This is a genomic window from Paraburkholderia sp. IW21, from assembly GCF_041321145.1.
Taxonomy (GTDB): Bacteria; Pseudomonadota; Gammaproteobacteria; order Burkholderiales; family Burkholderiaceae; genus Paraburkholderia.
In genome coordinates this window covers 137,305-159,149 of sequence record NZ_JBGGWA010000002.1, presented here as the reverse complement: position 1 = coordinate 159,149, position 21,845 = coordinate 137,305, and the positions used below count along the sequence as shown (strand labels likewise).

Here is a 21,845-nt window from a genome sequence, read left to right as displayed (position 1 = left end):
CCGCGCGGTTTGTTTCAAGACCCCCACATTTGTAAGGCCGCCTCACCAGCTTGTAACAAAAGGTCTCGATAAGCCGTTGGGTAAGCGGATTGCGCAATTTCGCATCCGGCATTCAAGCGCGGCTCAGGCGGCCAGAAACGCCTCGAAATGCCGGTGGCCTGCCGGCGTGATACGCAAAATTCGCGGCCGCTCCGTGCGTTCGACCCAACCGTGCGCGGTCCACGAATCGAGCAGCGCCGCGCCGAGCGCGCCCCCCAGGTGTGGGCGCCGCTCGCTCCAGTCGGGGCAGGTGCACGCAAAGCGGCGCCGGCGGCTTTTCTGGGTGGACAGGTCGATGCCCCAGTCGGCGAAACGGGCGGTGCCGTCGGCGGTAGCTTCGAGCGACGAGCCATGCAGCGTCAGCAGGCCGCGCTCGACCAGCCGCTCGAACACGCGCACCGACAGTTCGCCAGCCATATGGTCGTAGCAGGTGCGGGCGTAGCGCATGTCGACCGGTACGGTGCGCACCGGACGCGGCACGGCCCGTTGCGGCGCGCTGACTTGCGCGACGTTGGCGAGCGCTTCGATGGACGCGGCAATATCCGGCGACGCGATGCGGAAATAGCGATGCCGGCCGCGCACTTCGAGCGCGAGCAAGCCGCCGTCGGTCAGGCGCGCGAGATGAGCGCTGGCCGCCGACGGCGACAGCCCGGCGATCATTGTCAGCTCACCGGCCGGGCGGGCGCTGCCGTCCATCAGCGCCCAGAGCATGGCGGCGCGGCCGGGGTCGGAGAGCAGCGCACCAATGCGGCTCAAGCCAGGGAAATGGTTTTGTTCGTCTGCGAGGTTGGCGGGCATGGGGGTCTCCGGTTGGCGGCGCGCGCGGGGCGCCATGCAGTCCACTGTATCGGTCTGCCGCATTCGATGTTTCAGCTTAGCGTGAATGATCGAATGCAGCCGCTACGAAAACGCGGTGGCACGGCCGGCCAACGCGCCCTTCGGCGTCGCTCGGGCTCGCCAGGCTAGAATCGAAGCCTGTCTTTGCAGGAACACGCTGCCATGAAATTTCTTCTTGCCGCCGCTGCCGCGGCTCTGCTGTTCAGTGCGTGCGCGCAGGGCGGTGCCGGTTCGAACTCGGGTGCGGGCACGGGCAGCATCACGATGTACGGCACGATCGACGAAGGCATTACCGTCCATAAATAGGCCCCCGCGCGGGCGCGACCGCTTTTTCCGACGGGCATCGATCTGGCGCTGATCAACGCCGACGTCGGCCATGCGAAAGCTCGGCGAAGCATGGCGGCCATCCAGACCGCAATCCGGCAAGAAAACCCCATCCGACCCGCGACGCGGTCAATATTGCGCTCGTATAATCGCCTCCTTTCCATGCATCCGATTGACCGGAGTCAAGATGAGCACCCCTCCCATAGCGCCGCTGGACCGTTCCGAAACCACCTTCCGCTTCCTCGCCGAACCGACCTCGGTCAACTTCGGCGGCAAGGTGCACGGCGGCGCATTGATGAAGTGGATCGACGAGACCGCTTACGCCTGCTCGGCGGTGTGGTCGGGGCGCTATTGCGTGACGGTCAGCGTGGGCAATATTCGCTTCCGCCGGCCGATTCTGGTCGGCAATCTGGTCGAACTGCGCGCGCGGGTCGTGGCGACGGGCCGCACCAGCATGCACATCCACGTGTCGGTGCAGGCAGGCGATCCGAAGGGCGGCGAGCTGCTGCAAACCACTGATTGCCTTGTCGTGATGGTCGCCGTCAACGAGAACGGCCACCCCGTGCCGGTGCCGGCGTTCGTGCCGGAAACGGACGAGCAGAAGCGCCTCGCCAGGTACGCCATGGACGTGAAGGAAGCGCTCGACGCGATCGTCGAACTGAAGCCGGAAGAAGTGATGCAGGGGAAGCTTTAAGCGGCGCTTGTTCTGGCGTGCCGCTTCGGCCGGCATCGGCCCGGCGTTGCGGGTACGCGCCGTCGCCGGCAAGTGTCACCGGCAGGCCACGCGCCCCGTGCTCCGCGTAGCCTGCTGCTCAAATCATATTGGGCAATCGGCCAGCCCCGTCAAACGTCGGCCGATCACATCGCCGATCAGACGGCCGAATGCCCGACCATATCGTTCGGCCGCACCCATTCGTCGAACTGCTGCTCGGTGACATAGCCGAGCGCCAGCGCCGCCGTCTTCAGCGTGGTGCCTTCCTTGTGCGCTTTCTTCGCAATCTGCGCGGCCTTGTCGTAGCCGATGTGCGGATTGAGCGCTGTCACCAGCATCAGCGATTCGTTGAGCAAAGTATCGATGCGCGCGCTATTCGGCTCGATGCCCACCGCACAGTTGTCGTTGAAACTGCGCGCGCCGTCCGCGAGTAAACGGATCGATTGCAGCACGTTGTGCGCGATCATCGGCCGGAACACGTTCAGCTCGAAGTTGCCGCTCGCGCCGCCGATATTCACCGCGACGTCGTTGCCGAATACCTGCGAACACAGCATCGTCAAGGCTTCGGATTGGGTGGGATTGACCTTGCCCGGCATGATCGAACTGCCCGGTTCGTTCTCTGGAATCGACAATTCACCGAGGCCGCAACGCGGACCGCTCGCGAGCCAGCGGACGTCGTTGGCGATCTTGTTCAAACTCGCCGCCACCGTCTTCAGCGCGCCATGCGCGAACACCAGCGCATCGGCTGCGGCCATCACCTCGAATTTGTTCGGCGCCGAGACGAACGGCAAGCCGGTCAGCTTGCCGATCGCCGCGGCAACCTTGTCGGCGAACTGCGGATGCGCATTCAAACCGGTGCCGACCGCGGTGCCGCCCTGCGCGAGTTCGTACAGATGCGGCAGCGCCGATTCCACGTGACGGATGCCGTGATCGAGTTGCGCGACGTAGCCTGAAAACTCCTGGCCGAGCGTGAGCGGCGTGGCGTCCTGCAAGTGCGTGCGGCCGATCTTGACGATGTCGGCGAAGGCTTTCGCCTTGCCGCCGAGCGTATCGCGCAGCGTCTTCAACGCGGGCAGCAGATGCTTGACGATTCCATAGGCGGCGGCCACGTGCATGGCAGTCGGAAACACGTCGTTCGACGACTGGCCGCGGTTCACGTCGTCGTTTGGATGCACCTTGCGCGCTTCGCCGCGCTCGCCGCCGAGCAGCTCGCTCGCGCGGTTCGCGATCACCTCGTTGAGGTTCATATTGGTCTGCGTGCCGGAGCCGGTTTGCCACACGGCGAGCGGAAATTCTTCGGGGTGTTTGCCGTCGATGATTTCGTCGGCCGCTTGCATGACCGCCTTCGCCTTGTTCTCGTCGAGCACACCCAGACCCAGGTTGACCTCGGCGGCGGCGCGCTTGATGACGGCCAGCGCGGTGATCAGTTCAGGCGATTGCTTCTCGGACGAGATGCGGAAATTCTGCAGCGAGCGCTGCGTCTGCGCACCCCATAGACGAGCGTTCGGCACGGCGATCTCACCGAACGTGTCGCGCTCCATTCGTACGTCTTCGGTCATGGTTCAACTCCGCTTCTCAAAGTTCTGCGTTGACAGGCAATAGAGAGAATAGACCGGTTAGCGCATTCCGGTAAAAACCTGCTTGCGGATCGAAGATATAGGTGCGGCGCCTGCCGTCTTCCACGTCGGTCCAGACGAGCGGCGAAAGCGGCGCGCCGATCGAGCGCAAGTACGCGAGTTGCGCCGCATCGGCGAGCGTGACGCGGTAGCTTGCGTCGGGCGCGATGGCACGTTGGAAGATCTGCGCGACCTGTTCGGCGAGCGGTGGGCTATGGATGACCAGCGTCTGCTCGGTGTTCAGATTGGCCGAGCGCGGATCGAGATTCATCGAGCCGATCACCAGAATCTTGTTGTCGATGACATAGGTTTTCGCGTGCAGACTGGCGCGCGATTTAGATCCGGCGATACCGGCAGGCGGCGTGTCCTGCTGCGGCTTGAATTCGTACAACTCCACGCCCTGTTGCAGCAGCGGCACGCGGAAGGGGTTATAGCCGGCTTGCACCGCCACCGCGTCGGTCGCGGCGAGCGAGTTGGTGAGGACGGCGATGCGTACGCCACGGTGAGTCAGTTTGCCGACCGCCTTGACGCCGGCCTCGTGTGGCACGAAGTAGGGCGAAATGACCAGGAAGTCTTTCTGCGCGTCGCGCATCAGCTCGGTCAATCGTTGCATCGGCGGGCTGACGTAGTCCGGCGACGGGTGTGCGATTTTCTCCGGCGAGTCCACCTTGAATTCGGCCGGCGCCCACGTCAAGCCGAGTTGATCCCTGGCGATCTGCGAGGCGAGCGGTGTCGCGTTCAGCGGTTTCGCGTTGTACGGATCGGCGTTGGTGCGCCAGTGCTGGCGCAGCTCGTCGCGCGTCTGGTCGAGATCTTTCGGATCGAACTTCTGTTTGTTCAGCACCCGCAGCGGATAGGCAATGCTGCTGTTCCAGTAGGCGTCGAAACTGGCGGAGACGTCGGCCACTACCGGACCGGCAGCCAGCACGTCGAGGTCGCGGAACTGCAGCGTTTCGCTGGCGCTGAAATATTCGTCGCCAAGGTTACGGCCGCCGACAATCGCCAACTGGTTGTCGGTGATCATCGACTTGTTGTGCATGCGGCGCGTGAAATGGCTGAGCTGCGTGAACACGTTAGTGGTGCGTTCAAACATGCCTTGCTGCGCGCTGCCGAACGGATTGAAGACGCGGATCTCGATGTTGTCGTGCGAGTTCAGGCCCGCCATCACACGGTCGATGTCCTTGAAGTTCAGATCGTCGACCAGCATGCGCACTCTTACGCCATGATCGGCCGCGTAGAGCGCGGCGGCGAGCAGCAGCTTGCCGGTGGTGTCCTCATTGGCGATGTAGTACTGCATGTCGAGGGTTTTCGTCGCTGCGCGCGCGAGCGCAATGCGCATTTGCAACGCGTCGGTGCCGCTCGACAGGATGCGGAAGCCGGACTGATCCGGGTGCGCGGCTTCGGGCCGCGCGAGGGCCGTGCGGAGCGGCGTTATTTCCGTGGCGGGCAGTGCGTGGGTGACCGGACGATCGAACGCGTAGGCAGGTGGTTTCGTGGCGCAGGCAGTCAAAAATGCCGCTGCGCAGCACAGCAGGAAAAAACGTCTCGTGGTTTCCCGAAAGAACTCCCCCCGGGACGTGCTGAAGGCGCACTTGAGGTGCTGTGCGGTTTGCTTTTCGTTTTGATGCCGCGGCACGCTGTTGTCTCCCTTGTTTACAGGCTTTTCATGGCGGCAGCGCAGGTGGTGCGTTCACGCTGTCGAGAAAAGCATTCTAAGGGGAATCAGGCCGACGGGCGTTCGTTCTTCGGCGTGGCGATGACGCCGGGCTTCGCATGGTGGCCGTCGGCGTTGTTGGTTGCGCGTGCAACCAACAATCCGTGCTGTGCCTAGCTCACGCCGACTGGGCAGGCGGCGTGACCGGCACGCGCCGCAAGCTCAGCTTGTGAAAGCGCAGCGTCATGAGCAGGGCGACGCTGGCGAGACCGGCCGCGAGTCCCCACCACAAGCCGCGCGCGCCGAGGCCGAAGTGAAACGCCAGCGTGTAGCCGGTCGGAAAGCCGATCACCCAGTAGCCGAACGCTGCAGCGATCATCGGCACGCGGGTGTCTTTCAGGCCGCGCAGGCACCCCGAGCCGACCGTCTGCATGCCGTCGACGATCTGGAAGATCGCGGCCACGCCGAGCAGCGAACTCGCCAGCTTGACCGTGGCCGCGTTGGCCGGGTCGTCGAGATGCAGATACAGCCCGACGATCCAGTGCGGCGCCGCGATCAGCACGATGCCCGACAGCGTCATGAAGCCGACGCCGAGCGCCAGCGCGACGAAGCCCGCGTGACGGGCGGCGAGCGGCTGTCCGGCGCCGGCCCAGAAACCGACGCGCACGTTGGCCGCCTGGCCGATCGCTAGCGGCACCATGAAGGCCACGGAGGCGACGTTCAACGCGATCTGATGCGCGGCCAGTTGCGATTCGCCGAGCAGGCCGACCATCAGGCCGGTGGCGAGGAACAACGTCGATTCGACGCCATAAGTGATCGCGACCGGCCAGCCGATGCCGAACAGTTCGCCCATCAACGGCACGTTCGGCCGGGTGGCGACGACGAAATGTTTATAGCGTGGCCGCAGATGCAACAAAGCCATCAGGACGAGCGCGCTCAACCAGACGGTGATCGAGGTGGCCGCCGCCGAACCGAGAAAGCCGAGGCGGGGCAATCCGTAGACGCCGTGAATCAGCCCGTAGTTGAGAAAACCGTTGACCAGCACGCTAACGAGCGACACCCACAAGAGCCGCTTGGCCGCGCCGATGGCCGGCAGGAACGAGCGCATCAGGCCGACGCCGATCAGACTGCCGAGCGAACCCCAGCGCAGCACCGCCGCATATTCGCCGACGTTGTGCGCAAGCAGGGCGGGTTCGCCGAAGGCCAGCAGGACCGGCGTGGCGAACGACAGCAGGAAGAACGCGGGCACCGAGAGCAGCACCGACAACACGAGGCCGGTCCAGTAGATATGTGGCACGCGGCCTTCGTCCTGCGCGCCGCGCGCGTGCGACACGCTCACGCTGACGGAGGTCAGCACGCCTTGCAGCAGCGTGACCACCACGAAGAACAGGTTGGCGCCCAGGCCGCCGGCGGCGAGCGCGTCGGGGCCAAGCGAGCCGAGCAGGATCGTATCGGTGACGCCCATCGCCATTTGCGAGAGTTGCGCAATGGCGAGCGGAGCGGCGAGCCGGGCGGTGTCGGCGGCGTGGCGGGAGAGGGTCGGCGGCCGGGCGGCCACCCGGGTGAAGCCGGATTGAGTCATGGAGCGCTTAGCAGCGGAAGTGGCGACAGCGTGGCAGCGAGCTCAAGTCGCACCACTCGCGCGCCAGCGGTGGCGAAATGCGGCGGCTGAGTGAGGCGCGGCGAAAGCGTAGGGCGGCTGTCAGCCGATTGTTTGTTGTGGAAACTGACAGCTTATTGCTTAGGCGCAATGCTGTCGATGGAAGAGGCACGGTTTTGGTGCGTGCGGTCCTCCGCGTTTCCGGACTGTGTGGTTTGAGCGGCGCGCTGGGATGGAACCCGGCGTGCCTCGCAGCGCTTCAGGCCTCGTGCACCGCGATCCGCGTATCGCCGAGGAGCACCACTTGGCCCGCGCGAATTTTGCAGGTTTTACGCGTTTCGACCTGGCCGTCGACGGTTACCGCGCCGTCCGCGACCATCATTTTTGCCGAGCCGCCGCTGTCCGCAAGCCCGGTTATCTTCAGGAGATTGTGCAGTTCGACGTAGTCGCCGGTCAGTGTGAAATCGAGGTTGGGCATGGCATTTGCACCTTGAAGCAGGGGTTCGCATCATAAGCCAGAAGCTTGCGGTGGATGGAAGTCCGGGCGCTCTCGGTCCCGCCCACGCAATTGGCGGCAGATGTTATGTAGTTGTCAGAAAGTGAAACGTTCCGTAACACTGGTCGTATGTTACGAATTTGACTCGTAAAGTGCAGGTCTGCAGGAAAGCCTGCTGGATTTTTCCGGCAACGAACAGACGGGGCGAGGCGCGCAAGTGAAGCATAGCGATGTGCCGTGCCAGACACGACGCCCGCGTCACAACAACTCTAGAGAGGATTAGCCATGACCCAGATTCGTACACTCCTGATCGGTACCGCCCTCACTGCCTTTGCCGCTACCGCCGCGCTCGCGCAGACCGTGCAACCGGCGGCCGGTATGAGCGGCCAGGCACAGGTCCAGACCCAAGGCGCCGAGGTCGCGCCCGCAGCACCCGCTGCGCAGGGCATGCAGCCGGTGACACCGGCGCCGACCCGCCTGACCGCGTCGGGTTCGACCGATCCGCTGGTCCAGAAGCGCGACGCCAATGCACAGGCTAATGCCGAATACAAGGCGTCGAAGAAGGCGTCCCGGGCAGAGTTGAAGCATGAGCAAAAGGCTGCCAAGTCGCAATATAAGGAGCAGGTGCGCAACGCCAAGATCAACCAGAAGGCGGACAAGCAGACCGCCAACAACGAAATGAAGATGAACATGCAGGGTCAGGCGGCTGATCAGGACAGCGGTGCTGAAGTGAAGCACTAAAGCCGACGTCCTGAGGAACAGCCAGGCGTCGCGGACATCTGGCTGTTCTTCGCCGACGGAAAATGGCCCGGTGCGCGCATGCGCCCGGGCCATTTTTGTGTTCGCTTTCCGCTCAGGCGCCGCTCCGTTGCCGCTCGCGGAGGAGAGAACCCCTGAGGCGCGGTGCGGAAAAAAGGGTCGCTTGTCTCCGGTAGTTGTATGGATATACAGTATGCGTCGCCGTCCCATCCCCACCTCAGGCCCGAATCCACCGTGCTCTCTGTCGCTGAATCTCCGCCACCGTCCGATACCGCCGCCTGGCTGGCAAAGCTCAACGAGGCGCAGCGCGAAGCCGTCGAATACGGCGCCGACAGCCCTGGCGCGCCGCCCGGCGCGCTGCTGGTAATAGCGGGCGCCGGCTCCGGCAAGACCAACACACTGGCGCATCGGGTCGCCAATCTGGTGGTGAAGGGCGCCGATCCGCGCCGCATCCTGCTGCTGACCTTTTCACGCCGTGCGGCGCTTGAAATGATCCGTCGCGTCACGCGCATCGCCGGCGCGGCGCTCGGTGCGCGGGCCGCGTTGACACAGGGGCTGACGTGGTCGGGCACCTTCCATAGCGTCGGCGCGCGGCTGTTGCGCGAGTACGCGGACCTGATCGGGCTCGCGCCCGCCTTCACGATCAACGACCGCGAGGATTCCGCCGACCTGATGAATCTCGTGCGCCACGAACTCGGTTTGTCGGCGAAAGAGCGGCGTTTTCCGGCCAAGGGGACGTGCTTCGCGATCTACTCGCGCGTCGTGAACACCGGCGCGTCGCTTGCCGATGTGCTCAACCACGCATTCCCCTGGTGCCGCGACTGGGAAGCCGATCTGCGCATGCTGTTCGCCGCATACGTCGAGGCGAAGCAGAAGCAAAGCGTGCTCGACTACGACGATCTGCTGCTCTACTGGTCGCATATGGCCGCCGAGCCTGCGATCGCGGCCGATCTGTCGGCGCGCTTCGATCATGTGCTGGTCGACGAGTACCAGGACACCAACCGCCTGCAGGCGTCGATCCTGCTCGCCCTGAAGCCCGATGGCCGCGGCTTGACCGTGGTCGGCGACGACGCCCAGTCGATCTATTCGTTTCGCGGCGCGACCGTGCGCAATATTCTCGACTTCCCGGCGCACTTCAATCCCCCCGCCAAACAGGTCACACTGCAGCGCAACTACCGCTCGACCGGGCCGATTCTGGCGGCGTCGAATGCGGTGATCGAGCTCGCGAGCGAGCGTTACACGAAAAATTTGTGGACGGACAAGGCCTCGGCGCAGCGTCCGCGTCTGGTGACGGTCGCCGATGAAGCGGATCAGGCACGCTACATCGTCGAGCAGGTGCTCGAAGCGCGCGAGCAGGGCATGACGCTCAAATCGCAAGCGGTGCTGTTTCGCGCCGCGCATCACAGCGCCGCGCTCGAGATCGAACTGACCAGGCGCAATATTCCGTTCGTGAAGTTCGGCGGCCTGAAGTTTCTCGACTCGGTGCACGTCAAGGATGTGCTCGCCGTGCTGCGCTGGGCGGAAAATCCGCGCGACCGCGTCGCCGGTTTTCGCGTCGTGCAATTGCTGCCGGGCGTAGGGCCTGCTACCGCCGCGAAGGTGCTGGACGAGATCGCAGGCCGTGCGGGCGCCGGCAATCCGGCCGATCTCACCCATAGCGCCGGCGGCGCGCTGGCCGCCTTTGCACCGCCCGCTCGCGCGCAGGAAGACTGGCATCCGTTCGTCAAGCTGATGTCGAGCGTGTACGGGCGGCAGACGCCTTGGCCCGCCGAGTTCGAAATGGTAAGGCGCTGGTACGAGCCGCATCTGGAGCGCAACCACGAGGACGCCGCGATCCGTCATGCGGACGTGCTGCAGATGGAAAGCATCGCGGGCACCTATGCGTCGCGCGAACGCTTCCTGACCGAGCTGACGCTCGATCCGCCCGACGCCACCAGCGACGAATCGGGCGTGCCGCTGATCGACGAGGACTACCTGATCCTGTCCACGATTCATTCGGCCAAAGGGCAGGAGTGGCGCAACGTGTTCGTGCTGAACGGCGTCGACGGCTGCATTCCGTCGGATCTCGGCACCGGCAGCGAGGAGGAAATCGACGAGGAGCGGCGCCTGTTGTACGTGGCGATGACGCGCGCAAAGGAGGACCTGCATATCGTCGTGCCGCAGCGGTTTTATGTGCACAACCAGACGCATATGGGCGACCGTCACGTGTGGGCATCGCGCACGCGCTTTATTCCGGCGCATCTGATGCCGTTGTTCGATGCTTACGCATGGCCGCGTGTGCCGGTGCCGAGCGCGCCGACAGTGGCCGGGCTGGCTGCGGCGGCGCAGGCGAAGATCGAGATTGGAGCGAAACTCAGGAAGATGTGGGATTGAGGCGCTGCGCCGGAGTAGGGCGCCGGTTTTGGGCGCCTTCGAGGCCGCGTTTAAACGGCTTCTTGCACGAGGAACCACGTTGCAGCCGGTCGGCCTCTTGCACCCCAGAACCGCGGTGGCTGCTCTCAGTGGCCGCCCTCACTGCCTGCAAGCGGCTCCGACTCGCTATTAGCGCGACTGCCGGTGCTGCTGTTGCTGCACCGGACGCGGCGGCACGAAGAAATTGCGTAGCCATGCGGCGAGGCGCGAGAACACGTCATACGGCTCTTCGACAAAAATTTCCGGCTTCAGCAGACGCAGATATTCCATGATCTGCTGGGCTTCCTGCTTCTGGAACGAGCCGTGCGAAATGCCCAGGCGCAATAGTCCACGCAACTCGCCGAGCTTTTCCCGCGCGGTGCTGCCCACGCCGGTTTCGCACGCCACTTTGGCCTCGTAGACGCGCTGGCGCAGCGATTCCACCAGCCGCCAGGCCGGCGTCTGCATGATCTCCTCGAGCGCCTGAATATCCTTTGCCTCGCTCTTGATCTGCGCGGCGAGCGGATCGATCAGCGCCGCGTCGCCTTCCGCTTCCTTGACGATGGCCGCCGCCCAGTCGCGGCACTGCTTGGCGAGCTCTTCCGGCGTCCATTCCGAGCGGGCCGCGAAGCCGAAGCCGAATTCGCCCGCCTGCCGCATCAGGATCGCGACGACGTCCGGAAACTCCTTGTCCAGCGTGCGTTTTGCCCATGCGTACTGGCCGCCCTGAAGCATCCGCTGAACCGCGTGTTCGGTCAGCGGCACCATATTGTCGAGCAGCTTGGCGCGCAAAAAATCCTCGAACGACGGCGTCGCGAACTGCGGATCGAGCTTCAGCGAGACCCGCAGAAAAGCATCGAAGTCCTTGCGCAGCGTCGCAATGGTCTCGTCTTTGAGCGTGAGGGTGATTTGACCCATGTGTTACCCCGTTTGGTGCTGCCGCGCGGCTTCGTCATGCCGTTCGGCCGTACCCGGACCTGTGAGACACGACGCCGATACCGGCGCGGTTGATTCCAGCCTGTTGCCGCATAGCCAGCGGGATGTCATCACAATCCCGACGCGCGGACCTCGACTTCATATCGGCGGAATGAAGGGAAACTTAAGGGTAGGCGGGGTGTTCGCGGCGGTTTTAGAGGGATCCGTCGCCCGGTTGCGCGCGCGGTGTGCGGCAGCCGGGTGACGCCGGCACCGTTGTGGGCGCCGTTTGCGCTTATCTGAGCACGACGCCTTGCCAGACAAAAAAGACCGTCAGGCCGACCGCGATGGTCAGGAGCGGCCGCCGCGTCAGCGCGCTGACCGCGATGGCCGCCAGCGCCCCGACCAGTTGCGGATTGCGCCACGTCAATTCGGCGTTGGCGCCGTGCGGCGAGACCGCCATCGGCACGATGATCGCCGTCAGCACGGTAACCGGCACGAAGCCGAGGGCGGTGCGCACGAGCGGCGGAAACACCAGCCGGTCGCCGAGCACGAAGACGGCGGCGCGGATCACCCAGGTAATGGCCGCCATGCCGAGGATCAGAATGACATAGTTCATTGAGATGCCTCCATGGTTTCCGTCGAGGTTTTCCGCCGGGGGGCTTGCGAGGTTTCGCGCGAAGCGCCTCGCGAGGATTCGCGATTTCCCCGCGTGCCTCGCCCAAATCGCGGCGCCGACAGCAAGACACCGATTGCCACGCCCGCGAACACGGCGCCGAGCAGGCCCAGCTTGTACGGCCACGCCTGCCAGAAGAAGGCCAATGTGCCTGCGGTTGCGGCCGCTGCGATATAGCGCAGCGCGACGAGTTGCGGCACCACGATCGCGATGAAGGTAGCGACCATCGCGAAATCGAGCCCGAGCGACTGCAGGCCCGGAAAAGCCGCGCCGAACAGCAGACCGGCAACGGTCCAGAGCTGCCAGTTCAGGTACATGGCCAGACCCGCGCCGAAGAAGTAGTGCGGGCCGACTGTGCCGGGCTCCCGATGCCGGTAGTGCTCCCAGGCGACCGCGAAGACTTCGTCGGTGAGCAGGGCGCCGAGCGCCCAGCGCCAGCGCGCGGACAAATGGGCGACGTGCGGCGCCAGCGTCGCGCTGTACAGCACGTGACGCAGGTTGACGACGAGCGTGGTCGCCCAGATCACCGCAAAACTCGCGTGGCCGGCGATCAGGCCGAGCGCGATGAATTGCGCGGAGCCGGCGAACACGACCAGCGACATCAGTTGCCCGTGCCATAGATGCAGCGGGCCGGACGCGACCAGCGTGCCGAAGATCACGCCGAAGGGCGCCGCGCCGACCATCATCGGGATGATGTCGCGCGCGCCGGCGGTGAATTCTTTTATGTGGCCTGTGCTTGAGCGCTGGCCTGGGTGGGAATGGGTCAATCTTGCCTCCTGGATGCGCGAAGGATAGCGGGCGTGGCTGGGCGGGGCTTGTACGTTCTTGCGGTGGGCGCGTAGATGATGCGAAAGGCGGTTCCTCGTTGACCGGGTTGTTCCAATGCCCGAGGCGGCTGGATGCGGAGGGCGGGGCCAATCGGAGCGGCCCCCTGAGGAGGTCGTCCAGAGATTGCATTGCTACGTGGGCCGGCTTCGCGGGCGGCCGGTGCGGACACGTATGCTGCCTTGAGGAAGGCCGAACGGCCGGCCAGGCGCCTCGCTAACGTTGTAACCACACCCCTTTTCCGGCAGGCGGCGTCCTGTCGTCCCGTGAGCCCGCGTCAGCTGCCTTGCCAGCGCCCCGGCGGCACGCCGAACACGCGCCGGAAATGGCGCGTGAAATGACTCTGATCCGTAAAGCCACTTGCCGCGGCGACATCCGTCACGGAAACGCCCGCCCGCAATGGCGCGAGCGTGCGCTGCAAGCGCACCTGGTTGCGCCACGCGTGCGGCGGCAGTCCGGTGGTCTGCGTGAAAAGGCGCGCGGCGTGAAAGGGCGATAGGCCTGCTGCCCGCGCGACCTCGGCCAACGTGACAGCTTCGGCGAGGTCGCCGGTCAGGCGCTCCTGCATCGTCGCGACGCGGGCGTCGTCGGCGGCGAGGCGCGGCGCTTCAGGTTGCGTTTGCGCGTAGCGGACCAGCAAGGTGGACAGCGCGTCGAGCATCGCGGCCTCGGCGGCGAGCGGGTCGTCGCCGGCCTCCAGCAGACAGTGCGCGCGCGCCAGCCGCTGCGCCAGATCGGGATCGCGGATGACGCCCGGCGCGAACCACGGCAAGGCTTGCGGCTTGCCGGCGACTTCATTGGCAAGCTCGTGAATGAAATCTACCGGCGCATATATCACGCGATAGCGCCAGCCTGCCTCGACCGCTTTCGAACCCGTGTGCAGCTCGCCGGGATTGATGATCGGCACGCTTCCCGCTTCGGCCACATAGTCCGAACCGCGATACCGATAGCCCTCGGCGCCCGCGACGATCACCGGAATCGTGTACGCATCATGCCAATGCGGCGTGAACTCGTGATCGTGATATTCGGCCGTGAGCAGATCCGCGCCGGGCAGAAGCGGCGTGCGCCAGTAGCGGGCGGAATCCTGGAAGCGATGAGCGGTCATGGTGAAAGTCTGGCAGTCCGGCGGTCCGGCTTGACCGCTCAGTGTAGCGCGCTGTGGCCGCTGCCGCTGCAGTTGCCGCCGCTCTTGCCGCGTGCGCGTTGCCGTAGAGCTGCGTTCACTTGACCGGGATCGTGGTGCCGGCCGGCATCGGCACGGCGCTCACGCTGTTTTTCGCGCTGCCGCTGACGACGCGATCGCTGTAGGTCAAGTACACCAGCGTGTTGCGCTTCGCATCGACCACCCGCACCACGTGCAGCGACTTGAAGATCAGCGACATGCTTACCGAGAACACGTCGGCTTGCTGTTTGAGCGGGCCGGTGATGCGGATCGCGCCCACCTGCCGGCAGGCGATCGACGCTTCAGTCGGATCCTCGGCAATGCCAAGCGTGCCCTTGATGCCGCCGGTGCGCGCCCGTGAAACGTAGCACGTCACACCTTGGACAAGTGGATCGTCGTAGGCTTCGACGACCACGCGGTCGGAACCCGTGATGTGGAAGTTGGTATTGACGCTGGCGACTTCTTCGCCATGTGCCGAAGACAAGACCAGGGCGGTGGCGGCGGCAAGCGCGATGCGCAATGAGGTGGGTTTCATGAGGTGGCCGGGAATGAGCGCTTGGGTTGGGCGCGCGCGAGAGCGCTGCGCCGATAAAACGCCATCGTATAACGGCGTGCGTCCCAGAGGGCTACTGCAAATGCCCCAGGTCATGCGCCACCGTTTGGCCGCACAGACGGTTGACCGCCGACTCGGACTACCTGATCCGGCGTTGAAATGAATGGCCCAAAACAAAAAGGCCCGCACGGATGCGGGCCTTTCAAATTTTTGGCTCCTCGACCTGGGCTCGAACCAGGGACCTACGGATTAACAGTCCGGCGCTCTACCAACTGAGCTATCGAGGAACAGCAGTACAACTTGATCTACATAAAAAAGCCCGTATTGGTTAACGGGCTTTCGCAATTCTTGGCTCCTCGACCTGGGCTCGAACCAGGGACCTACGGATTAACAGTCCGGCGCTCTACCGACTGAGCTATCGAGGAACAGAACAACAAACAGCAGAGAAGCGAAATTGTAGGAGCAGCTTAAGCACCTGTCAATACCCTGCGTTCATCTCGATTTGATTCGAATGCAACGGCGGGCGGACAGGCCACATCGCTCAGCGCACGAGCAGCGCCAGTTTTTCCTTCACGTCCTTGAATTCGTCGGCTTCCGGCAGTGGCGCCTTGGTCTTGGTGATGCTCGGCCAGTTCTTCGCCAGATCGGCATTCAGCTCGGTGAAGTGCTGCTGGTCGCCCGGCACGTCTTCTTCGGCATAAATGGCGTTCACCGGGCACTCGGCCACGCACACAGCGCAGTCGATGCATTCATCGGGGTCGATCGCGAGGAAGTTGGGACCTTCGCGAAAGCAGTCCACTGGGCACACATCGACGCAGTCGGTATAGCGGCACTTGATGCAGCTTTCGGTCACAACGTGAGTCATTCAGGCAGCTCCTGCATGCGGTATCTTGGGAGGCGGAAACGCCAAAAGCGCTATTGTAACGTAACGTCAAGAGGCGTATGCGGCATCGGGCAACGCCTTTTATATGTTTTCGTGATTAGTTTATGGCGTCCGGCGCGACAGCCGCCGGCGCGCTGAATCCGGACGCATTCGGGTAACATGCATCAGGCTGGCGCGCACGGGGCGCGCCGCACGCGCATGGGTTGACGCGTTTGGTCGAGCCAAGCCTTCCGTTCTTCCTGCAGTCCAGTTCGCACCATCATGATTATTACTTCGCTGCTCGACACCGATCTGTACAAGTTCACGATGATGCAAGTGGTGTTGCATCACTTTCCCGCGGCGAATGTGGAGTACCGGTTTCGCTGCCGCACGCCGAATGTCGATCTCGTGCCGTATATCGGCGAAATTCGCGACGAAGTGCGCAAGCTTTGCGAGTTGCGCTTTACCGACGACGAGCTCGATTACCTGCGGCGGATGCGCTTCATCAAGGGCGATTTCATCGAGTTTCTCGCGCTGTTTCATCTGAGCGAGAAATACATTTCGATCGAACCGTCGCCGAAGGGCAATGGCGAAATCGACATCGAGATCAAGGGGCCGTGGCTGCATACGATCCTGTTCGAGATTCCGATGCTCGCGATCGTCAACGAGGTCTATTTCCGCAACACCCAGCAATCGCCGGACTATAGCGAAGGGCGCGGCCGTCTCGTCGAGAAGATCAAGTTGCTGGGCGCCCGCCCGGAATTCGCCGACTGCAAGATCGCCGACTACGGCACGCGCCGCCGCTTCTCAAAGCAATGGCACGAAGAAGTGATCCTCACGCTGAAAGACGATCTGGGCGAGCAGTTCGCCGGCACCAGCAACGTCTTCTACGCGCTGAAGCACAGCCTCACGCCGCTCGGCACGATGGCGCATGAATATCTGCAAGCGTGTCAGGCGCTCGGTCCGCGGCTGCGCGATTCGCAGATCTTCGGCTTCGAAATGTGGGCCAAGGAATACCGCGGCGACCTGGGGATCGCACTGTCCGACGTGTACGGCATGGAAGCCTTCCTGCGCGACTTCGACATGTACTTCTGCAAGCTGTTCGACGGCGCGCGCCACGATTCGGGTGATCCGTTCGACTGGGGCGAGCGCTTGCTCAAGCATTACGAGGCGAACCGCTGCGACCCGCGCACCAAGATTCTCGTGTTCTCCGACGCGCTCGACATTCCCAAAGTGCTGCAACTTTACGAGCGTTTCCGCGGCCGCTGCAAGCTGGCATTCGGCGTAGGAACCAATCTGACCAACGACCTGGGATACAACCCACTGCAGATCGTCATCAAGATGGTTCGCTGCAACGGTCAGCCGGTGGCGAAGCTGTCGGATTCGCCGGGCAAGAACATGTGCGAGGACAAGGCCTATCTGGCGTATTTGCGTCAGGTGTTCGGCATCGCGCAACCTGAGGAAGACGCTGCGAAGTAACGCGGCGCCTGCGTGGATATCGGACAGATTGCGCGCGGGCTGCGTCCTCGACACGCGGGAATAGGCCGTTCGGCCAGGGTGTTCGCGCGCAGGGTGGCCGGTATAATCCGCCTCATATCGCACGGCTGTCGACACGAGGATTTCGCATATGGACACATCGATTGCCCGCCGCAACATCCTGGCGCGCATCCGCGCGGCGCAAGGGCGCGAGCCTGAGCCATCGGCTTCCGAGCGCGAAGCTGCCGCGGATTACCTGGCGCGCCATCCGGCGGGCCCGCGTCCGGAGATGCCGGCCGATCTGATCACGCGCTTCGTCGAAGAAGCGCAAAAAATGGCAACCACTATCGACACGGTCGAGTCACTGAGCGACGTGCCTGCCGCCGCGCATCGCTACCTCACCGGCCACGCCTTGCCGCTGCAGGCAATCGCATGGCAAACCCTGCAAGATCTGCAATGGGCCGAAGCCGGCCTCACCGTCGAATTCCGCAAGCCGGTAGATGGCGACGTGGTCGGACTCACCGGCTGCTTCTGCGCGACTGCGGAGACCGGCACGCTGGTCCTGTTGTCCGGGCCGGAAACCTACGCATCCGCGGGTCTGTTGCCGGAGACCCACATTGCCATCGTGCCGGCTTCGCGCATCGTCTCAGGACATGAAGAGGCGTTTGGCCTGATCCGCAGCGAACGCGGCGAACTTCCGCGCGCGGTCAATTTTGTCTCCGGCCCGTCGCGCACCGGAGATATCGAACAGACCATCGTGCTGGGTGCGCATGGGCCTTATCGGGTGCATGTGATCGTCGTGCGTGGCGCCTGAGCGGGGCGAGCCACGGTGTCGCCTAACGGCGCACGCAGCGGCCCGCTGTAACAAGGACTTCAAAGATATGAAACGACATGCCGTGTGGACGCGCATGGTGTTCGCCGCTGCACTGACGCTCGCGGGGTGGCCCCAACTGGCTTCGGCGGCTACGCTCGACGGCGCGACTTTGTCGGCGCTGTGGGGCTTGCCGTTTGCGGGCGTGTTGGTGTCGATCGCGGTGTTTCCGTTGATCGCGCCGGCGTTCTGGCATCACCATTTCGGCAAGATCGCTGCAGCTTGGGCACTCCTGTTCCTGGTGCCATTTGCGCTTACGTTTGGCACGGGCGCCGCATTCGGTACGCTGATGCACGCGGTGCTCGAAGAATACATTCCGTTTATCGTGTTGCTGACCGCGCTCTATACGGTCGCGGGCGGCATCTGCGTGCGCGGCAATCTGCATGGCACGCCGCGTCTGAATACCGCGATTCTCGCGCTCGGCACCTTATTGGCCAGCATCATGGGCACGACGGGCGCGGCGATGCTGCTGATCCGCCCATTGCTGCGGGCCAATGACAACCGCAAGCACGTCGTTCATGTGGTGGTGTTCTTCATCTTTCTGGTTGCAAACGCAGGCGGCTCGCTATCGCCGCTCGGCGATCCGCCGCTCTTTCTAGGCTTTCTGCAGGGCGTGAGTTTCTTCTGGACCACCACGCATCTGGCGTTGCCGATGCTGTTCGTCTGCGTGGTGCTACTGGTCGGGTTCTATGTATTGGACTCGTACTATTTTCATCGGCGCGAAGAGGAGCGCTCGCGCTTTCTCGATCCGACGCCCGATTCGCCGCCGCTAGGCATCGACGGCAAGATCAACTTCGTGTTTCTCGCTGCCGTGATTGCGCTGGTTTTGATGAGCGGGCTCTGGAAGCCGGGCGTCGTATTCGACGTGTTCGGCACGCACGTCGCGCTGCAAAATGCCGTGCGCGATGTCGCGCTGATCGGCGTCACCGTGCTCTCGCTGGCGTTGACGCCGCGTGCGGCACGCGCCGGCAATGACTTCAACTGGGCGCCGATCGAAGAGGTCGCCAAGCTGTTTGCCGGCATCTTCGTAACGATCGCGCCGGTCATCACAATCCTGCGTGCCGGCGAGGCCGGCGCGTTTGCGGGCATCGTCCATCTGGTCAACGACCCGTCCGGGCAGCCGCACGACCTGATGTATTTCTGGGCCACCGGCCTGCTATCTTCGTTTCTCGACAATGCGCCGACTTACCTCGTGTTCTTCAACCTGGCCGGCGGCGACGCGCAGACGCTGATGACCACTGGCGCCACCACGCTCGCGGCGATCTCGGCCGGCGCAGTGTTCATGGGCGCCAATACGTACATCGGCAATGCGCCGAATTTTATGGTGAAGGCGATCGCGGAATCGCGGGGCATTCGCATGCCGAGTTTTTTCGCGTATCTCGGCTGGTCGGTTGTGGTGTTGCTGCCGCTGTTTTTCGTCGGCGGCTGGTTGTTTTTTTGACGCTTACCTTGACGCCGAGGCAATTGAACTCGACGCGCTATTCGGAGAATTGCAATGCAGAAGATCCTCGTCGCCCGTCCGATTTTTCCCGATGTGATCGAACGGCTCAAACAGTATTTCGACGTCGACTGGCACCAGGGCGACGTGTTGTCCGCCGATGAACTGACGCGCCGTCTCGCGGATAAAGACGGCGCGCTGACCGTAGGCGATCCGGTCGGCGCGGCCGTGCTCGCGGCCGCGCCGCGTCTGCGCGTGGTGTCGAACATGGCGGTGGGCTACAACAACTTCGACATGGCCGCGTTCAACGCGGCGAACGTGCTCGGCACCAATACGCCGGACGTGCTGAACGAATCGACCGCGGATTTCGGCTGGGCGTTGATGATGGCCGCGGCGCGGCGCATCGCCGAATCGGAGCATTGGCTGCGTGCGGGCCAGTGGCAGAAGTGGGCGTATGACGGCTTTCTCGGCACCGACCTGTACGGCTCGACGCTCGGCGTGATCGGCATGGGCCGAATCGGGCAGGCGCTGGCTCGTCGCGCGAAGGGCTTCAACATGCAGGTGATCTATCACAACCGTTCGCGGGTGGCGCCGGAAATCGAAGCCGAGTTGAACGCGGAATACGTGTCCAAGCAAGACCTGCTGCAACGCGCGGATCACGTGGTGCTCGTCTTGCCGTACACGAAGGAAAGCCATCACACGATCGGCGCGGCCGAACTCGCGCAGATGAAGCCGACTGCGACGCTCACCAACGTCGCTCGCGGCGGCATTGTCGACGATGCGGCGCTGGTCGAGGCACTGCGTTCCAGGCAGATCGCCGCAGCCGGTCTGGATGTGTTCGAAGGCGAGCCGAATCTGAATCCAGCGTTGCTGACCGTACCCAATGTCGTGCTGACGCCGCACATTGCCAGCGCGACCGAAGCCACGCGCCGCGCCATGGCGAACCGCGCCGCGGACAATCTGATCGCAGCGCTGGGTGAAGGTCCGCGTGCCGGCCGGCCGCCGAATCCGATCAACCCCGAGGTCATCGGCCGGGCGCGTTCATGACCATGGTTCTGGTGGCGGCCGTCGCGGTGCTGGCGGTCGCATTGATCATCGCGTTGGCGTTGCTGATGCGCGGCCATAGCCGCGCGGGCGAGAGCGAGCAATTCGAGACTCTCAGCGAGCGTATCGACACAGCAGCAGATGCTCAGTCGCATGCTTATGAGCGGCTCGAGCGGCAACTGCGCAATGACATCACCGAAACGGCGCGCGTGTCGCGCACGGAGCAAAGCAGCGGGTTCGCTCACTTTCAGCAAACGCTGGCATCGCAATTCGGCAGTATGACGACGGTGCAGGGCGGCAAGATCGACGGCTTCGCGCAGCAACTCGACGCGGTGCGTCACAGCCTGCAGCAGCAGGCGCAACAGGCGCGTGACGAACAAGGCCGCACGCTCAAGCAGTTCGGTGAAACGCTGACCTTGCAACTGGGGCAGCTCACCGAGGCGAACGATCGCCGCTTCGCCGAAGTACGCACGACTATCGAGCAGCGACTGAAAGACATCGAGACGAACAACTCGGCCAAGCTCGAAGAAATGCGTCGCACCGTCGACGAGAAATTGCACGCTACGCTCGAACAACGCCTGGGCGAATCGTTCAAGCTGGTGTCCGACCGCCTGGAACAGGTGCATCGCGGTCTGGGTGAAATGCAGACCCTCGCCGCGGGTGTCGGCGATCTGAAGAAGGTGCTCACCAACGTCAAGACGCGCGGCACATGGGGCGAAGTGCAACTCGAGGCGTTGCTCGAACAGTTGCTCACCGCGGATCAATACGCGAAGAACGTCGCGACCGTGCCGAAGAGCGCCGATCGCGTCGAATTCGCGATCAAGTTGCCGGGCCGCGCGGAGCAGGGTGATGTGGCTACGCCAGTCTGGCTGCCGATCGACGCCAAATTTCCGCGTGAAGACTACGAGCGTCTGATCGAGGCGCAGGAGCGCGCCGATCCGGTTGCGGTGGAAGAGGCGTCACGTGCCCTCGAAGCGCGGATTCGCGCCGAAGCGCGCACGATTGCGGAGAAGTACGTGTCGCCACCGCACACCACGGATTTCGCGCTGCTGTTTCTGCCGACCGAAGGCCTGTACGCGGAAATCCTGCGTCGGCCGGGCCTGACGGACATGCTGCAACGCGACTATCGCGTGACGATTGCCGGCCCGACCACGCTCACCGCATTGCTCAATAGTTTGCAGATGGGCTTCCGCACGCTTGCGATCGAAAGGCGTTCGAGCGAGGTTTGGCAAGTGCTCGGGGCAGTGAAAACGGAGTTCGGCAAATTCGGCGACGTGCTGGCAAAGACCAAGGCGCAACTGGAAACCGTCACGCGTTCGATCGAAGCCGCGGAAACGCGCACCCGCGTCATGAGCCGCAAGCTGCGCGACGTCGAGGCGTTGCCTGGTGACGAGGCTAGCGGGTTGCTCGGCGATGCGCTCTCGGGCGTGGATGCCGACGAGCCGTAGAGCCGGACTTGATCGTCTGGGCTGCGTTGTTGCGACGCCGCCGGTCGGTTTCAGGAACACGAGGCTGAACGTAGTCTTGAGCGTCGAGCGGGGCTATCTGGTGTGGAGTTCGGCGCGGCGCGAACGGGGCGATCCAGCTGAATCAGG

General features: G+C 63.8%; 20 protein-coding genes and 2 tRNA genes. 9 read left to right on the top strand and 13 right to left on the bottom strand.

The features are described from left to right. Nucleotides 1-123: 123 nt before the first annotated feature. On the bottom strand, nt 124-837 hold the full coding sequence (locus ACAX43_RS04555) for an ArsR/SmtB family transcription factor (protein ID WP_370707233.1): 714 nt from the start codon (nt 835-837) through the stop codon (nt 124-126). Nucleotides 838-1,038: 201 nt separating this feature from the next. On the opposite strand from ACAX43_RS04555, the gene ACAX43_RS04550 reads away from it, so the two are divergent. Both ACAX43_RS04550 and ACAX43_RS04545 read left to right on the top strand, forming a co-directional pair. Beyond that, nucleotides 1,039-1,182, top strand: coding sequence for a hypothetical protein (locus tag ACAX43_RS04550; RefSeq protein WP_370707232.1), 144 nt, complete (start codon nt 1,039-1,041; stop codon nt 1,180-1,182). Nucleotides 1,183-1,387: 205 nt separating this feature from the next. Further along, nucleotides 1,388-1,894: an acyl-CoA thioesterase gene (locus ACAX43_RS04545; RefSeq protein ID WP_370707231.1), complete on the top strand. Its 507-nt coding sequence runs from the start codon at nt 1,388-1,390 to the stop codon at nt 1,892-1,894. 176 nt (nt 1,895-2,070) lie between these two features. Here the strand turns inward: ACAX43_RS04545 and fumC are convergent, their stop codons facing one another. From fumC to ACAX43_RS04525, 4 genes are all read right to left on the bottom strand, one after another. After that, entirely contained in the window at nt 2,071-3,471 is a 1,401-nt protein-coding gene (fumC, locus tag ACAX43_RS04540) for a class II fumarate hydratase (RefSeq protein WP_370707230.1), read from the bottom strand. Nucleotides 3,472-3,487: 16 nt separating this feature from the next. After that, nucleotides 3,488-5,164: a phospholipase D family protein gene (locus ACAX43_RS04535; protein ID WP_370707229.1), complete on the bottom strand. Its 1,677-nt coding sequence runs from the start codon at nt 5,162-5,164 to the stop codon at nt 3,488-3,490. A 196-nt stretch (nt 5,165-5,360) separates the two neighbouring features. After that, nucleotides 5,361-6,764, bottom strand: a complete 1,404-nt coding sequence (locus ACAX43_RS04530; RefSeq protein ID WP_370707228.1) for an MATE family efflux transporter — start codon at nt 6,762-6,764, stop codon at nt 5,361-5,363. A 277-nt stretch (nt 6,765-7,041) separates the two neighbouring features. Next, nucleotides 7,042-7,260 carry an RNA-binding S4 domain-containing protein gene (locus ACAX43_RS04525; RefSeq protein ID WP_172311306.1) on the bottom strand — a complete coding sequence of 73 codons (219 nt, stop codon included), beginning with the start codon at nt 7,258-7,260 and terminating at the stop codon, nt 7,042-7,044. 303 nt (nt 7,261-7,563) lie between these two features. Between ACAX43_RS04525 and ACAX43_RS04520 the strand changes: the two genes are divergently transcribed. Beyond that, nucleotides 7,564-8,019 (top strand): hypothetical protein, encoded by a 456-nt coding sequence (locus tag ACAX43_RS04520; RefSeq protein ID WP_370707227.1) that lies wholly within the window; start codon nt 7,564-7,566, stop codon nt 8,017-8,019. Between the two features lie 198 nt (nt 8,020-8,217). Next, nucleotides 8,218-10,410 carry an ATP-dependent helicase gene (locus ACAX43_RS04515; RefSeq protein ID WP_370707226.1) on the top strand — a complete coding sequence of 731 codons (2,193 nt, stop codon included), beginning with the start codon at nt 8,218-8,220 and terminating at the stop codon, nt 10,408-10,410. Nucleotides 10,411-10,578: 168 nt separating this feature from the next. Here the strand turns inward: ACAX43_RS04515 and ACAX43_RS04510 are convergent, their stop codons facing one another. The 8 genes from ACAX43_RS04510 to fdxA all read right to left on the bottom strand — a co-directional run bounded on the left by ACAX43_RS04510 (nt 10,579) and on the right by fdxA (nt 15,424). After that, on the bottom strand, nt 10,579-11,346 hold the full coding sequence (locus ACAX43_RS04510) for a DUF4088 family protein (RefSeq protein ID WP_370707225.1): 768 nt from the start codon (nt 11,344-11,346) through the stop codon (nt 10,579-10,581). Nucleotides 11,347-11,638: 292 nt separating this feature from the next. Then, nucleotides 11,639-11,962 carry an AzlD domain-containing protein gene (locus ACAX43_RS04505; RefSeq protein WP_370707224.1) on the bottom strand — a complete coding sequence of 108 codons (324 nt, stop codon included), beginning with the start codon at nt 11,960-11,962 and terminating at the stop codon, nt 11,639-11,641. Then, nucleotides 11,959-12,786: an AzlC family ABC transporter permease gene (locus ACAX43_RS04500; RefSeq protein WP_370707223.1), complete on the bottom strand. Its 828-nt coding sequence runs from the start codon at nt 12,784-12,786 to the stop codon at nt 11,959-11,961. Before ACAX43_RS04500 ends, ACAX43_RS04505 begins: the two co-directional genes overlap by 4 nt. A gap of 335 nt (nt 12,787-13,121) precedes the next feature. After that, nucleotides 13,122-13,949, bottom strand: coding sequence for a helix-turn-helix domain-containing protein (locus ACAX43_RS04495; protein ID WP_370707222.1), 828 nt, complete (start codon nt 13,947-13,949; stop codon nt 13,122-13,124). 115 nt (nt 13,950-14,064) lie between these two features. Further along, entirely contained in the window at nt 14,065-14,541 is a 477-nt protein-coding gene (locus ACAX43_RS04490) for a CreA family protein (protein WP_370707221.1), read from the bottom strand. 229 nt (nt 14,542-14,770) lie between these two features. Continuing rightward, a tRNA-Asn gene (locus ACAX43_RS04485) sits at nt 14,771-14,846 on the bottom strand. A 62-nt stretch (nt 14,847-14,908) separates the two neighbouring features. Next, nucleotides 14,909-14,984: transfer RNA gene (locus tag ACAX43_RS04480), tRNA-Asn, on the bottom strand. Nucleotides 14,985-15,100: 116 nt separating this feature from the next. After that, complete coding sequence (gene fdxA, locus ACAX43_RS04475) at nt 15,101-15,424, bottom strand: ferredoxin FdxA (RefSeq protein ID WP_054036179.1); 324 nt, start codon at nt 15,422-15,424, stop codon at nt 15,101-15,103. Between the two features lie 279 nt (nt 15,425-15,703). On the opposite strand from fdxA, the gene pncB reads away from it, so the two are divergent. The 5 genes from pncB to rmuC all read left to right on the top strand — a co-directional run bounded on the left by pncB (nt 15,704) and on the right by rmuC (nt 21,698). After that, entirely contained in the window at nt 15,704-16,900 is a 1,197-nt protein-coding gene (gene pncB / locus ACAX43_RS04470; RefSeq protein WP_370707220.1) for a nicotinate phosphoribosyltransferase, read from the top strand. A gap of 148 nt (nt 16,901-17,048) precedes the next feature. Beyond that, nucleotides 17,049-17,711, top strand: a complete 663-nt coding sequence (locus ACAX43_RS04465) for a lactate utilization protein C (RefSeq protein WP_370707219.1) — start codon at nt 17,049-17,051, stop codon at nt 17,709-17,711. A gap of 67 nt (nt 17,712-17,778) precedes the next feature. Beyond that, nucleotides 17,779-19,209: a sodium:proton antiporter gene (locus tag ACAX43_RS04460; protein WP_370707218.1), complete on the top strand. Its 1,431-nt coding sequence runs from the start codon at nt 17,779-17,781 to the stop codon at nt 19,207-19,209. A gap of 54 nt (nt 19,210-19,263) precedes the next feature. Next, complete coding sequence (locus ACAX43_RS04455) at nt 19,264-20,253, top strand: 2-hydroxyacid dehydrogenase (protein ID WP_370707217.1); 990 nt, start codon at nt 19,264-19,266, stop codon at nt 20,251-20,253. Next, nucleotides 20,250-21,698, top strand: coding sequence for a DNA recombination protein RmuC (rmuC, locus tag ACAX43_RS04450; protein WP_370707216.1), 1,449 nt, complete (start codon nt 20,250-20,252; stop codon nt 21,696-21,698). The genes ACAX43_RS04455 and rmuC overlap by 4 nt, the downstream gene beginning before the upstream one ends. The last annotated feature ends 147 nt before the right edge of the window (nt 21,699-21,845 follow it).